Annotated in this window: 11 protein-coding genes and 1 pseudogene; 9 read left to right on the forward strand and 3 right to left on the reverse strand. The window is 64.1% G+C overall.

The annotated features are described in order from the left end of the window. The first annotated feature begins 18 nt into the window (after positions 1–18). Positions 19–1227, forward strand: coding sequence for a chromate efflux transporter (chrA, locus tag IB249_RS09545; RefSeq protein WP_192303910.1), 1209 nt, complete (start codon positions 19–21; stop codon positions 1225–1227). A 10-nt stretch (positions 1228–1237) separates the two neighbouring features. Here chrA and IB249_RS09550 read toward each other — a convergent pair whose 3' ends face one another. Next, positions 1238–1459: a hypothetical protein gene (locus IB249_RS09550; RefSeq protein WP_192303912.1), complete on the reverse strand. Its 222-nt coding sequence runs from the start codon at positions 1457–1459 to the stop codon at positions 1238–1240. Between the two features lie 197 nt (positions 1460–1656). Between IB249_RS09550 and IB249_RS09555 the strand changes: the two genes are divergently transcribed. From IB249_RS09555 to IB249_RS09580, 6 genes are all read left to right on the forward strand, one after another. After that, a complete protein-coding gene (locus IB249_RS09555) occupies positions 1657–2427 on the forward strand; it encodes an alpha/beta hydrolase (protein WP_192303914.1) in 771 nt (256 codons plus the stop codon). Between the two features lie 122 nt (positions 2428–2549). Continuing rightward, entirely contained in the window at positions 2550–2807 is a 258-nt protein-coding gene (locus tag IB249_RS09560; RefSeq protein ID WP_192303917.1) for a DUF2790 domain-containing protein, read from the forward strand. 39 nt (positions 2808–2846) lie between these two features. Next, positions 2847–3518: a heavy metal response regulator transcription factor gene (locus IB249_RS09565; protein WP_192303919.1), complete on the forward strand. Its 672-nt coding sequence runs from the start codon at positions 2847–2849 to the stop codon at positions 3516–3518. Next, a complete protein-coding gene (locus tag IB249_RS09570) occupies positions 3515–4918 on the forward strand; it encodes a heavy metal sensor histidine kinase (RefSeq protein WP_192303921.1) in 1404 nt (467 codons plus the stop codon). Before IB249_RS09565 ends, IB249_RS09570 begins: the two co-directional genes overlap by 4 nt. Before the next feature lie 178 nt (positions 4919–5096). Then, positions 5097–6281 (forward strand): acetyl-CoA C-acyltransferase family protein, encoded by a 1185-nt coding sequence (locus IB249_RS09575; RefSeq protein WP_192303923.1) that lies wholly within the window; start codon positions 5097–5099, stop codon positions 6279–6281. 112 nt (positions 6282–6393) lie between these two features. Continuing rightward, positions 6394–8781, forward strand: a complete 2388-nt coding sequence (locus tag IB249_RS09580; RefSeq protein WP_192303925.1) for a DUF3772 domain-containing protein — start codon at positions 6394–6396, stop codon at positions 8779–8781. 1 nt (position 8782) lies between these two features. On the opposite strand, the gene IB249_RS09585 is transcribed toward IB249_RS09580, so the two are convergent. Continuing rightward, complete coding sequence (locus IB249_RS09585) at positions 8783–10273, reverse strand: aldehyde dehydrogenase family protein (protein WP_192303927.1); 1491 nt, start codon at positions 10271–10273, stop codon at positions 8783–8785. A gap of 45 nt (positions 10274–10318) precedes the next feature. Continuing rightward, a complete protein-coding gene (locus IB249_RS09590) occupies positions 10319–10708 on the reverse strand; it encodes a c-type cytochrome (RefSeq protein WP_192303929.1) in 390 nt (129 codons plus the stop codon). Between the two features lie 278 nt (positions 10709–10986). On the opposite strand from IB249_RS09590, the gene IB249_RS09595 reads away from it, so the two are divergent. Then, positions 10987–12309 carry a hypothetical protein gene (locus tag IB249_RS09595; RefSeq protein WP_192303931.1) on the forward strand — a complete coding sequence of 441 codons (1323 nt, stop codon included), beginning with the start codon at positions 10987–10989 and terminating at the stop codon, positions 12307–12309. Between the two features lie 277 nt (positions 12310–12586). Then, positions 12587–13657: pseudogene (locus IB249_RS30105) on the forward strand (HAMP domain-containing protein); the annotation flags it as partial. Between the last annotated feature and the right edge of the window lie 107 nt (positions 13658–13764).

Raw genomic sequence — 13764 nt, forward strand, 5'->3', positions numbered from 1 at the left:
CACCAGGAAACCACCTGCATGACCGATCCCCGTGTACAGGTACGCGACAGCGCCTGGTCGGTGTTTCTCATCTTCCTGCGCCTGGGGTTGACCTCATTCGGGGGGCCCGTTGCGCACCTGGGCTATTTTCGTGCGGAGTTCGTCAGCCGCCGGCGCTGGTTGAGCGAGCGCAGCTACGCCGATCTGGTGGCGTTGTGTCAGTTCCTGCCGGGGCCCGCCAGCAGTCAGGTGGGCATCGCATTGGGCTTGTCGCGGGCGGGTTACCGGGGCGCGCTGGCGGCCTGGGCCGGGTTCACCCTGCCCGCTGCCGTCGTGCTGATCCTGCTGGCCCTGGGCCTGACCCACTACGGCTCGCTTCTACCCTACGGCGCATTGCACGGCCTCAAAGTGGTGGCCGTGGCGGTGGTGGCGCAAGCAGTGTGGGGCATGGCGCGCAACCTGTGCACCGACGCCTTGCGCGTCACGGTCATGATGGTTGCGGCCTGCATCGTCCTGCTGGAAACGTCCGCTTGGACGCAGGTCAGCGTGATGGCGGCGGCGGGCCTTGCGGGCCTGCTGCTGTGCAAACCCGCACAGGCGGCCGCTCACGATCCGCTGCCCTCCCCCCTCGGCCGGCGAGCGGGAGTGGCCTGGCTCTCACTGTTTGTGGTGGTGTTGGTGGGCCTGCCGCTGGCCAATGAACTGATATCGAATCAAACCCTTGCGATGGTGAACGCCTTCTACCGCAGCGGTTCCCTGGTATTCGGCGGCGGCCATGTCGTGCTGCCGCTGCTGCATGGCGAGGTGGTCCAACCGGGCTGGGTCGACAACCCAACCTTCCTGGCCGGGTACGGCGCCACGCAGGCGATGCCGGGACCGCTGTTCACGTTCGCGGCGTTTCTCGGCGCCGCCATGAACCAGGCGCCCACGGGCATCAGCGGCGGTTTGATCGCGCTGCTGGCGATCTTCTTACCGTCCTTCCTGCTGATCCTCGGTGCGCTGCCCTTCTGGGAAGCGATGCGCCGCAGCCCAAGGACCCAGGCGGCCCTGATCGGAATCAATGCGGCGGTGGTCGGGCTGCTGCTCGCCGCGCTCTATCACCCGGTCTGGACCAGTGCCATCGATCGACCGCAAGACTTCGGCCTGGCGCTGCTGGCCCTGGTCGCGTTGATGTTCTGGAAACTGCCGCCCTGGCTGGTGGTGATCGCGGGTGGCGCCTCGGGATGGCTGCTGAGCCTCGCGGGATGAACGCTGCCGCCTAGGTTCCGCGACCCACGCCTTCCGTGGCATGGGAAAAAGCCACACCGGCCTCGCGCACCAGGGTTCGCCATTCCGAGCTGCTGATCAGCGCGGCCTGTTCCATCTCATCCGCCGCCTTCAGCAGCTCATCGTATTGCTCCTCCACATCCATGCGGATTTCAGGGTGTGCCAGCAGGTGGTACCAGGCCGCCAGGGCTTCGCGTCGTCGATCATGAGTCATGAGTGTTCTCCTGTCGTTGTGCTGATTTGGCAGGACCGCGCTCATGACCGTTCCAGGCGCCCGACATACGGCAGACCTCGCATTACAAACTTGTCATCGAGTTGTCAGCATCGCCAACAGCCGCGTTTTCTACAGTGGCGGCGTCGCTCACCCACATCGGGTGACACCTCCCACTGATGATGACAAGGGTCGATACCATGAAACCATTGAGAAAATTTTGCCTGATCGCCGCCAGCCTGATGCTGCTGGGCACCGGCTCCGCCATGGCGGCCGACATTGCTCCGGTCAAGGCCAACAACGTCGTGCTGGTGCACGGTTCCTGGGCCGATGGCTCGAGCTGGGCGGACGTCATTTCTCGATTGCAGGCCGCCGGCCTGCATGTCACCGCCGTGCAGAACCCGCTGACATCGGTCGCCGCTGACGTCGCCGCCACCCAACGCATCCTCGATCAACAGGATGGCCCGACCGTGCTGGTCGGCCACTCCTACGCCGGCACTGTGGTCAGTGAAGCCGGGGTCGATCCGAAGGTCAGCTCCCTGGTGTACGTCGCGGCTCGCGCCCCCGACGCCGGTGAGGACTTCGTGGCGCTTTCGGCCCGCTACCCGACCATGCCCGTGCGCGCCGGCACCGAAGAACACGACGGTTTCGTCAGCCTCAAGCAGGATGCCTTCCTCAAGTACTTCGCCGGCGATGTGCCCCCCGCCAAGGCCCTGCAGCTGTTCGCCGTGCAACAACCGATCGCCAAGACCCTGTTCACCGACCGCACCACCGTGGCCGCCTGGCACAGCAAGCCGTCGTGGTACGCGGTGTCCAGCCTCGACCAGACCATCAACCCGGACCTCGAACGCTTCCTCGCCAAACGCATGAACGCCAGCACCATCGAGCTGCCCTCGAGCCACCTGTCGCTGGTGTCTCATGCCAAGGAAATCGCCGACCTGATCCTTGAGGCCTCGGGCCGCCAGCCCTGATCGCGGTTCATTACAACATTGTCATTGTTCTGTTGGTCGGCTGTCCGGATCGCCTGGTTAACCTGGATTCACTGTCAGGTCACCCACCGGCAGCCACCACCACCTGTAGAGAGAGACTCACCATGAAAATGTCCTTCTTCGGTTTCGCCGCCCTCCTCGCCGCCGGCTCGGCGTTTGCCGACACGGCGCCTACCGCACCGTTGATCCACGACAAGACCGGCTTCTTCGTGCACCTGGATGTCGCCAAGGTCCTGTCCAGCACTGACATTTCGCAGCAATGCGGGGTCATCCCGGCGAAACTCGACTACCTCGACTCCCTGGGTCGCGAACACGTGCTGGATTACCAGGTCGACGGCTCGGGCTGCACCAATGATCATTGATCCGGCTAAACTGGCACCCCTGGTCTGAGGCGCATTGGCATGAACATCCTCGTAGTGGAAGACGAACCCAAGGCAGGCAATTACCTGCTCAACGGCCTGCAGGAACTGGGCTACTGCGTGAGCCTGGCCCGGGATGGCGCCGATGGTTTGCACCAGGCCCTGGAGCATGAGTTCGACGTTATCGTGCTGGACGTGATGATGCCGAAGATGGATGGCTGGGAAGTGCTGCGGCGCCTGCGCAAGGAAGCCGATACGCCGGTGCTGTTCCTCACCGCCCGGGATGACATCGCCGACCGGATCAAGGGCCTGGAACTGGGCGCCGACGACTACCTGATCAAGCCCTTCTCCTTCGCCGAACTGGTGGCGCGCCTGCGCACCCTGACCCGCCGTGGCCCGACCCGTGAGGAAGAACAGCTGCAGGTGGACGACCTGCAGATTGACGTGCTCAAGCGACGCATCACCCGCGCCGGGGTGCGCATCACCCTGACCAACAAGGAGTTTGCCCTGCTGCACCTGTTCGCCACGCATCAGGGCCAGGTGCTGTCGCGCTCGATGATTGCTTCACGGGTCTGGGACATGAATTTCGACAGTGACACCAACGTCGTCGATGTCGCCGTGCGCCGCTTGCGCCTCAAGATCGACGACCCGTTCCAGCTCAAGCTGATCCACAGCGTGCGCGGTATCGGCTACCGCTTCGATACCCAGCCATGAACGGCCTGCGCCACTCCCTGACCCTGCGCCTGGCGCTGGTGTTCGCCTTGCTCGCGTTCGTCTCGCTGACCCTGCTGGGCGTGGCGCTGTACCGCGATCTGGAGCGCGAACTGATCCGCCGCGACGACGCTGCCCTGGTCAACCGCATCGACCAATTGCGCACCTTCCTCAACGACAGCAACGCACTGGAGCTGATCCGGACCAAACCGGCGCTGTTCCAGAACATGCTGGGCAATCGCGAAGCCCTGCTGACGATCACGTCTGCGGATCAAAAGCCCTTGCTGGTGGTCAACCCCGGCAACCTGCCGCTGCCATCGCTGGCGCCCGTGGCGATGGACCGTCCGCTGAGCCTGGCGGACGTGCAGCATTACCCCGGTGTGGACGGCATCCCGTTCGCGGCCGTCGCCGCGACCATCGACTCGGGTGACATGGGCAGCCTGCAAGTGCTCACCGGGCGCCTGATGACCGAGCGCACCGCCGTGCTCGCCAGCTACCGGATCAATGTGTACCTGTTTGCCAGTGTCGCGGCGGTGCTGCTGGCATTGTCCGGCTACCTGCTGGTGCATCGTGGCTTGCTGCCGGTGCGGCGCCTGGCACGACACGCCCATGGCATCGGTGTCGGCAACCTCGGCGAGCGCCTCGACAGCCATGGCGCCCCCCGGGAGCTGTTGCCGATGATCGACGCCTTCAACGCGATGCTCGATCGGTTGAGCAAGGGTTTCGTACAACTGGGCCAGGTCTCGACGGACATGGCGCACGAGCTGCGCACACCGATCAACAACCTGCTCGGCGAAACCCAGGTTGCCCTGCAGCAGCACCGCAGCATCGACGCCTATCAGCAGCTGTTGGCCTCCAATGTCGAAGAACTCGAGCGCCTGGCGCGCATGCTCGACAACATGCTGTTCCTGGCCCGCACCGACCCGTCCAGCGCCCTTAAACAACGCCAGGAGCTGGACGCCGCCGACGAAATGCAACGCATGGCCGACTACTTCGAAGGGCCGGCGGCCGATGTCGGCATTCACATACGGGCCGGGGGGAGCGGCGTGATCTGGGCCGAACCGATGCTGCTGCGCCGGGCGCTGGCCAACCTGTGCGCCAACGCGATCAAATACGGCGCGCCCCACTCCGAGCTGATCATCGACGCCACGCCGTGCGCCGAGGGCATTCGCCTGAGTGTGCACAATCACGGCCCGACCATCCCGGCCGAGCACCTGCCCCGACTGTTCGAACGTTTCTACCGCGTCGACGAATCCCGCGAACGCTCGGCCAACTCCAATGGCCTGGGCCTGTCGATCGTGGCGACGATCATGCAGTTGCACAACGGCACGTGCAGCGCCAGCAGCCAAGACGGCGTGACCCGTTTCGAGCTGGTTTTCCCGGCTCGGCGTCAAGGTGAATGAACAGGCCGCTTGCGCGAGCAAACCCGCTCCCGCAGGTTGCCTGAGTACCGCCATGCCACTGGCAAAAAACACCACTGTCCTTGAGCACTTGCGACATAGGCCAATGCCGCCACCGCGCCTAGACTCTTTCCCCCATGACAGTGCCCGCGCGCACCCGACTTGAATCAGGGAAACCCTCATGAACCCTTCCGACATTTATGTGATCAGCGCCGTCCGTTCCGCCATTGCCAGCTTTGGCGGCTCGCTCAAGGATGTGCCGCCGACTCAACTGGCGACCGACATTTGCCGGGCAGCCATCGAGCGCTCGGGCCTGGCGCCTGAGCATTTCGGCCATGCGGTGTTAGGGCATGTGATCCCCACCGAAGCCCGCGACGCCTACATCTCCCGTACGGCGGCGATGAATGCCGGCCTGCCGAAAGAAACGCCGGCCTTCAACGTCAATCGCCTTTGCGGCTCCGGTTTGCAGGCGATTGTCAGCGCCGCGCAGAGCCTGATGCTGGGGGATGCGGGGGCGGCGCTGGCCGGCGGTGTCGAGTCCATGAGCCGTGGCGCCTACCTGTTGCCGCAAGCACGCTGGGGGGCGCGCATGGGCGACATGCAGGCCATCGACTACATGCTCGGTGTATTGCAGGACCCGTTCGAGGGTTTTCACATGGGCATCACCGCGGAAAACGTTGCCGAGCGCTTCGGCATCACGCGCCAGGCCCAGGACGAACTGGCCTTGCTCAGCCAGCAGCGGGCAGCGCGGGCGATTGCCGAAGGGCGGTTCGCCAGCCAGATCGTGCCCATCGAAATCCCGTCGCGCAAAGGCACCGTGACCTTCGACACCGACGAACATGTGCGCGGCGAAGCCAATGCCGAGCAACTGGCGAAGATGAAGCCAGCCTTCAAGAAAGACGGCAGCGTCACCGCCGGCAACGCCTCCGGGCTCAATGACGGCGCCGCCGCGCTGGTACTGGCCACCGGCGAAACGGTTCGCGCCCATGGCCTCAAGCCGATGGTGCGCCTGGTCGGCTACGCCCACGCCGGTGTCGAGCCGGAACTGATGGGGCTCGGCCCGATTCCCGCCACTCGCCTGGTGCTCAAGCGTGCCGGACTGACCGTGGCCGATCTGGACGTCATAGAGTCCAACGAAGCCTTCGCCGCGCAAGCCTGCGCCGTGGCCCAGGCGCTGGGCTTCGACCCGGAAAAGGTCAACCCCAACGGTTCGGGCATCTCCCTGGGCCATCCGGTGGGCGCGACCGGTGCGATCATCGCGACCAAGGCCATTCACGAACTGCACCGCGTCCAGGGCCGTTACGCCCTGGCGACCATGTGCATCGGCGGTGGCCAGGGCATCGCCGTGCTGTTCGAACGCGTCTGAACCGCGCTTCGGCGGGGCTCGATCGGGCCCCGCCGGGCAAACTATCCTTCGCTGGCCGACCGAATGACCTAACCTCATAGGCTGAATGACCCACAACCGAGTCGGCCAGGCTATGTGCAATGCATTGCGCTCAGTGGTTTTCCTCCTGTTCACCCTGCTCGTGCCGAGCGGCGCAACACTGTTGGCCGCCGACCTGACGGGTAACGCCCCTTCCCTGTCCGGCCTCTCGCCAGTGACCGTCTCCCAGAGTGACCTGCAAGGGCTGCAACAGCGCCTGGACCGGATCAAGCAACAGGTTTCCCAGGCCAACAACGTGACCCAGATGGTCACGTTGCAGGACCTGATCCAGTCATTCATCACCGATGTCGCGGCCATGCAGTCGGCGCTGCTGCCCGAGCAGAAACAATTGCAGGCCCAGCTCGATGTACTGGAGCCGGTCGCCCAGGACGAGGTTGTCCTCGAGAAATCGGAAATCGCCACGCAACGGGCGGCCATTTCCGAGCAGAAAAGCAAAGTCGACGCCGCCCTGAAGACCCTGACCGGTCTCAGGGACAGCGCTGCCGGCCTGCTCATCCAGATTGCCGCGATTCGCCGCAGCCTGCTGGAATCGGAAATGTCCCTGCGTGCCTCCAGTGTGCTGAGCGCAAACTTCTGGACACCGTTGTTCAACCCGCCGGAAGACGACGTCCAGCGCGTACGCATCTTCTTCCAGCATGTGGCGGCGGCGTTGGCGGTGGCCTGGCTGCCCGGCGAACGCCTGCTCACGGTGGCGCTGGTGATACTGGCGTTCGTCCTGTGGACGGTGGGACGCCGGGTCGCGGACCGTGGCTTGACCTGGGTGTGCATTCACCGAATGCCCGAAGGTCGTCTGCGCCGAAGCTCCCTGGCCTTCGCCTCCGTCGCGGCCACGCTGCTGACCACCGCCTGCGCGATGGCCCTGCTGTTTTATGCCTTGACCCGGCATATCCCGTTGTCGCCGTTGATGCAGAGCTATTCCGACGAGTTCGAAAAAGTGGTGTATGTGTGCGTGCTGATCACCGGCCTGAGCCGCGCCCTGCTGTCGACACAACACCCGTCCTGGCGCCTGCCGGCCATCGCCGACCCGGTCGCGCAGGCGATCAAGCCCTTCCCCAGACTGGTGGCCAGCGTCCTGCTGGGGCTGCTGACCCTGGTGCAAGTGGTCAATGTCACCGACATGAGCAGTCAGGCCGTGCTGTTCGCCCGTGGTTTCGTTTCTCTGATCGTGACCTTGCTGATCGGCGCCCTGTTCCTGCGCGTCAGCAAGGCCCGCCGACTGGTGGCAGCCGCTGGCGACCATCCGTCGGCACATTCGGCAGTTGCCAGCCTGCTTTATGCCTTCGCCTGCCTGTGCGTGATTGCCTCGTTGTGTGCGCTGTTGATCGGCTACATCTCCGCCGCACGATTCATCACCTATCAACTGGTGTGGATGTTCATCATCCTGTCCGGTTTCTACTTGCTGGTGCAGTTGTTCAACGATGCCTGCGAACACCTGTTCTCCCCCAAGAGCGCCAGCGGCAAGGCGCTCAAGCAAGTACTGGGCATCGGCGACACACGCCTGGAGCAGGCGTCGGTGGTGCTGTCGGGCGTGGGCCGCGCCGCGTTGGTCCTGCTGGCGATCATCACCCTGTTCGTCGGCGGCGTGGGCACCACGCTCGGCCAGTTGGTCGACCAGACCGTGGCCATACTCGGCGGCGCCGGGTTGCGCAAACTGAACATCATCCCCGGTCATCTGCTCAACGCCCTGCTGGCGCTGTTGATCGGCATCTACCTGGTGCGCACGTTGCGACGCTGGCTGGACAACGAGTTCCTGCCCAAGACCCGGATGGACCCGGGCATGTGCGCCTCGCTCAGCACCCTGTTCGCCAACATCGGCTATGCGCTGGTGATCCTGCTGACCCTGTCGTCGCTGGGGGTGCAATGGACCAACCTGGCCTGGATCGTCAGTGCGTTGTCGGTGGGCATTGGTTTCGGCCTGCAGGAAATCGTCAAGAATTTCGTATCCGGCTTGATACTGCTGACCGAGCGCCCGGTCAAGGTTGGGGACCTGATCAGCATCAGCGGCGTCGAAGGCGACATCCGCCGGATCAATGTGCGGGCCACCGAAATCCAGCTCAGTGACCGCTCGATCGTCATCGTGCCCAACTCGCAGCTGATTTCGCAGAACCTGCGCAACGTGACCCTGGGCGGCAGTGCCCAGGGCGTGGCGTCACTCGAGCTGACCTTCCCCCTGGACATCGACCCCGAGCAGGTGAAGGACCTGCTCAACAACGTCTATGCCGAGAACGAAAGCATCCTCGAGAAACCGGCGCCGGTGGTTCGCTTCAGCAAGCTGACGCCCGATGGCATCACCCTGACCGTCACCGGCTACGTGGCCAGCCCGAGGATTGTCGGGGTCACCAAAAGCGACCTGCTGTTCGAAATCCTCAAGCGTCTGGGGGCGGCGGGCATCGAACTGGCGAAGCCCGCGTCGACGACGTGAATCAGTGGGCGATGCACACCGACTTCAGCTCGGTGTACGCCTCGATCACCGCACGGCCGAATTCACGACCCATGCCTGACTGCTTGACCCCACCGAACGGCATCGCCGGATCGAGCAGCACGTGGGCGTTGACCCACACGGTGCCGGCCTCGATGCGTGGCACCAGATTCATCGCCTTGCCCAGGTCGTTGGTCCACAGGCTGGCGGCCAGGCCGTAGCGGTTGTCGTTGGCCAGGGCGATCACCGCGTCTTCATCGTCGAACGGCATCACGCCCAGGACCGGACCGAACACCTCTTCGCGGGCGACCGTCATGCCGTGATCGATGTCGGCCAGGATTGTCGGCTGCACGAAGAAGCCCTCGCCTTCCAGCCGCTCCCCCCCCGAAACCACCCGAGCACCTTCCTGGCGGGCCAGTTCGATGTGCTTGAGCACCGCCTGTTGTTGCTTGCGCGACACCAGCGGGTTGATCGCTGCGTCAGCGTTCATGCCGGCGCCAATCGGCATGGCCGAGACGGCGGCGGCGAGGGCTTCGACGAAGCGATCGTGGATCGAACGGTGCACATAGAAGCGTGACGCTGCGGCGCAAACCTGGCCGTTGTTCAGCAGGCCGCCCAGAATCGCCCCCTGCACGGCTTTTTCGACGTCGGCATCGGCCAGTACGATCATCGGGTTCTTGCCGCCCAGCTCCAGGGAAAAGCGCGTCATGTTGGCCATGCACGCCACGCCGACACTTTTGCCCACGGCGGTGGAGCCGGTGAAAGACACCTTGCTCACCAACGGATGCGCCGTCAGCACGCCACCGACCGACGCACCGCCGCCGGTCACCACGTTGAACACGCCTGCCGGAATGCCCGCTTCCAGCGCCAGCTCAGCCAGGCGCATGGCGGTCAACGGGGTTTCCATCGCCGGCTTGATGATCACCGTGCAACCGGTGGCCAGGGCCGGCATCAGCTTCCACGCGGCGATCAGCAGCGGGAAATTCCATGGCACGATGCCGACCACGACGCCCACCGGCTCACGCTTGGTGAACGCGGTGAACTTCGCACCCGGCGGCAGCGGGATCGACACATCAAAGGTCTGCCCTTCGATCTTGGTCGCCCAGCCGGACATGTAGCGCATGAACTCAACCGTGGCGTTCAAGTCCAGGGCGCGGGCCATGTTGATCGACTTGCCCTGGCTCAGGGTTTCCAACTGCGCCAGCTCTTCGGCGTGTTCTTCGACCAGGCGCGTGAAATTCAGCAGGATGCGTTCGCGGTCCGCCGGGCGCAGGCCCGACCACACACCGGACTTGAAGGCCTTGTGCGACGACTGCACGGCCTGCTCGACCAGTTCCAGCGGCGCGTCCAGGGTGTCGCACAGGGTTTGCCCGGTCGCCGGATTGACCACGGCAATGCTCTGCCCTTCGGCGAATACCCATTGGCCATCGATGAAGCAGCCATGACGACGGTCCAGAAACGCAGCAACCTGCGGCAGAATTTCAACGTTGCTCATACATCACCTTTCGTTCAGATGAAGGGGTCAGCCTGAAACGGCTGATCAGTGTTGTTCTTTGAGGAAACAGGTGACCGCCTCGCGATCGTCCTTCGAGGCCAGGCCCATGTAAGGCATGTAGGTCCCCGGCACGAAGGCCTGGGGTTGGGTGATCAGTTGCGCGATGTTCTCGGCCTGCCAGGTGACGTCCTTGGTGCGCATGGCCTGGGAATAGTTGAAACCTTCCAGCGAGCCGGACTTGCGTCCGACCACGCCGGCCAGGTTTGGCCCCATCATCCCCGTCACGCCTTTGCTCACCGAATGGCACACCCCGCACTCATTGGCGAAGACCTGGGCGCCACGGCCCTGTTCGGCGGTGCAGTCGGCAGCCAGCGCTGAATGCGCCAGGGTGAAGGAAAACAGACCGATAAGAGGCAGGCGCAGTGAGGTGAACATAGGAAAACGACCTTGAAAAATCCGCGCTCGTCAGGCGAGCGCCAACACGGAAGCGCCGATGCAGCGGTGCATCGGCAGGGTTGAGAGGGATTGTCGGCGGTCAGTGGCGCGCAGGTTTTGCCCTGCGTGCCAGTCGTATTGTCGAGGCTGCCAAACCGGGCATTTTGGCAAGCACAGCCAACTCTTTGGCAACCACACAAAAGGCCGGAAAAGTTCCGCGACTTAGTATCGAAAAAGACCGCAACCCTGCGCTCAAGAACAAGAACGGATGCCCCACCATGCTCAAGTCCCCCTTGCTTCGTCTTTCTACCCTCGCGCTGATGATCAGTGCTGGCCAGGCCAGCGCGTACGAACTATATGCCGATGACGACAGTCACCTGAACGCTACGCTGGAGGCGGTGTTCGGTGTTTTCCACAGCCAGGAAAACTACGCCCTGTCCGGCCGCCTGGATAAAGGTTCCTCGTCGTGGCGCGAGGGCTACATCAAGTACGGCCTGAGCTTTGACAAGGGCCTGGCCGGCGTGGGCACGGCCTACGGCGCGGCCAACCTGCTCAGCTCCGGCACCTGGGGCGACGGCGATGCCGCAGGGTTCAGCGACGGCTCGGAACGCACCACCCGATTCGAGGACGCCTACCTCGGCTGGCGTTCGAAGGATCTGTTCCCGGTCCTGGGGACCGACGGTATTGACCTGTCCTTCGGCCGCCAGAACATCGTGGTCGGCGACGGTTTCCTGATTGACGGCGATGCCTTGAACATGGGCAAGGGCCTGGCCGATGGCGAGTTCAACCGTGGCGGCGCCTATTGGCTCGCGGCGCGCAAGGCATTCGATGAAACCGCCGTGTTGCGCATCGGTGGCAAGGAAGGCTGGCGTGGCGACCTGATGTGGTTGAAATCCGACAACCGCGCCCAGGCCATGACCGAAATGTACGTCGGCACCCTGGAGCATGTGTCCGACGCGGGCACTGTCGGTCTGACTTACGTCGACACCACCGACGTCGACGAACAGTACGCCTCGCCGATCCAGCTGGAACGCGACGGCATGAAAACCTACAGCCTGCGCGCCACCGGCAACGCTGGGGTCAAGGACCTGTTCCTCTCCGGCGAATACGCCAAGCAGGACAAACCGCACACCGGCAACGAAGACGCCTGGTACCTGGAAGCCGGCTGGACCTTCTCCAACGTCGCCTGGTCGCCGTATGTCAGCTACCGCTACAGCCGCTTCTCGGAAAACTACGACACACTGTTCTACGGTTTCAGCCGTGGCTTCGGCACCTGGTTCCAGGGTGAAGTGGCCGGCAACTACGCGGGGCCGTTCAACAGCAACTCGCGCATCCAGCAAGTCAAGTTCACCGTCGCGCCGCTGGAGAACCTGACCGTGGGCGCGATGTACTTCAACTTCGACACCATCGACCGCAACCTCGGCAACACCGATGGCCACGAAGTCGACCTGTACGCCGAATGGCACGTCAACGAGCACCTGAGTGTCATGCCGCTGATCGGCGTGTTCCAGCCGGACAAGAGCGCCGAACAGGGCGGCACGCAGTTGGGCAACAACGACCGCAACCTCTACAGCCAGCTGATTTTCGCCACCACGTTCTAAGTCCCGCGCGAGCCCTGTGGGAGCGAGCCCGCTCGCACCTGCAGGCACTCGACTCGCCTCCAGGAAAAAGGCCTTTCCCATGCAGAAAACATTTCTCACGATCCAGAGCAAGATCGCCCTGCTCGCCGGTCTCTGCCTGCTGTTGGTGGTGGGTTTGCTGATGGGCCTGTCGTTGTACCAGACCCACCAGAGCAGCCAGCAAGTGGCCCAGGCCAGCAGTGAAATGCTCGCCGATGCGGCCAGGGAACACATGCAGGCGCTGGGCAAGGTGCAAGCGATGCAGGTGCAACGCACCTTCCTCCAGACCCATGAATTCGGCCAGGGCCTGTCGCGCTACCTGTTGTATCTGCGACAACTGCAGCATCAGGGCACACTGACCCGCCAACAGCTGCGCCAGGCGCTGAACACCCAGCTTCACCAGGCCCTGAACGACAAGCCCGACCTGCTCGGGCTTTACGTCATTTTTGAACCCGACGCCCTGGACGGCGGCGACGCCGCATTCGCTGGCAACGCCGATCTGGGCAGCAACGAAAAAGGCCGTTTCTCGCTGTACTGGGTGCAAAGCAAACCCGGCGAGCTGCAGGCGGTGATCGGCGACGAAGGGTTGCTGGCCAACACCGAGCCCGGCCCGAGCGGCGCGCCGTACAACGCCTTCTACACCTGCGCCCGGGACAGCCGCCAGGCCTGCGTGCTGGAGCCGTATTTCGACGAGGCCTCCGGCAGCCGCAAACTGGTGACCAGCATCGCCTTCCCGTTGCTGGACAACGGCAACGTCATCGCCGTCGTCGGCCTCGACATCAACCTCGCCGCCCTGCAACAGAACAGCGAAGCCAGCGCCCGGCAACTGTTCGATGGCCACGGTCAGATCAGCATCGTCAGTCCGCGCGGGGTGATTTCCGCCGACAGCCAGGACGTCGCCCGCCTCGGCCAGCCGCTGGACAATGCCGATGTCATGGCCAGCCTGAGTCAGGGCCAGCCGAAGGTGTTCGCCGACCGGCAGCAGATCAAGGTCCTCGAACCGCTGGCGCCGATTGCCGGTTCTGCGCCGTGGGGCGTGTTGGTCGGCGTGCCGCAGGACGTCCTGCTGGCCCCCGTCGCCAACCTGCAAAAGGAACTGGATGCACGAGGCATGCAAAGCACGGCCCTGGAATTGCTGCTGGGCGGCGGCTCGGCCCTGCTGGGCCTGGTGCTGATCTGGTACGCGGCGTATCGCATCACCCGGCCGTTGCAACTGCTGACGCGGGTCATGGAAGACATCTCCCGGGGCGAAGGCGACCTGACTCGGCGCCTGTCCGTGCAATCACGGGATGAGATCGGGCAACTGGCCACAGCGTTCAACCGCTTCGTCGAGCGCATCCACCACTCCATCCGCGAAGTGGCCTCGGCGGCGCAGGGGGTCAACGAAGGCGCCAAGCGCGTGGTGCTGGCGTCTAACTCGTCGCTGAGCAATGTCGA

The sequence above is a fragment of the Pseudomonas sp. PDM04 genome (genome assembly GCF_014851765.1).
Taxonomy (GTDB): Bacteria; Pseudomonadota; Gammaproteobacteria; order Pseudomonadales; family Pseudomonadaceae; genus Aquipseudomonas.

Excerpts from the sequence above, each read along its gene's own strand:
- chrA (WP_192303910.1), top strand. The coding sequence starts at position 19 with ATGACCGATCCCCGTGTACAGGTACGCGACAGCGCCTGGTCGGTGTTT.
- IB249_RS09550 (WP_192303912.1), bottom strand. The coding sequence starts at position 1,459 with ATGACTCATGATCGACGACGCGAAGCCCTGGCGGCCTGGTACCACCTG.
- IB249_RS09555 (WP_192303914.1), top strand. The coding sequence starts at position 1,657 with ATGAAACCATTGAGAAAATTTTGCCTGATCGCCGCCAGCCTGATGCTG.
- IB249_RS09560 (WP_192303917.1), top strand. The coding sequence starts at position 2,550 with ATGAAAATGTCCTTCTTCGGTTTCGCCGCCCTCCTCGCCGCCGGCTCG.
- IB249_RS09565 (WP_192303919.1), top strand. The coding sequence starts at position 2,847 with ATGAACATCCTCGTAGTGGAAGACGAACCCAAGGCAGGCAATTACCTG.
- IB249_RS09570 (WP_192303921.1), top strand. The coding sequence starts at position 3,515 with ATGAACGGCCTGCGCCACTCCCTGACCCTGCGCCTGGCGCTGGTGTTC.
- IB249_RS09575 (WP_192303923.1), top strand. The coding sequence starts at position 5,097 with ATGAACCCTTCCGACATTTATGTGATCAGCGCCGTCCGTTCCGCCATT.
- IB249_RS09580 (WP_192303925.1), top strand. The coding sequence starts at position 6,394 with ATGTGCAATGCATTGCGCTCAGTGGTTTTCCTCCTGTTCACCCTGCTC.
- IB249_RS09585 (WP_192303927.1), bottom strand. The coding sequence starts at position 10,273 with ATGAGCAACGTTGAAATTCTGCCGCAGGTTGCTGCGTTTCTGGACCGT.
- IB249_RS09590 (WP_192303929.1), bottom strand. The coding sequence starts at position 10,708 with ATGTTCACCTCACTGCGCCTGCCTCTTATCGGTCTGTTTTCCTTCACC.
- IB249_RS09595 (WP_192303931.1), top strand. The coding sequence starts at position 10,987 with ATGCTCAAGTCCCCCTTGCTTCGTCTTTCTACCCTCGCGCTGATGATC.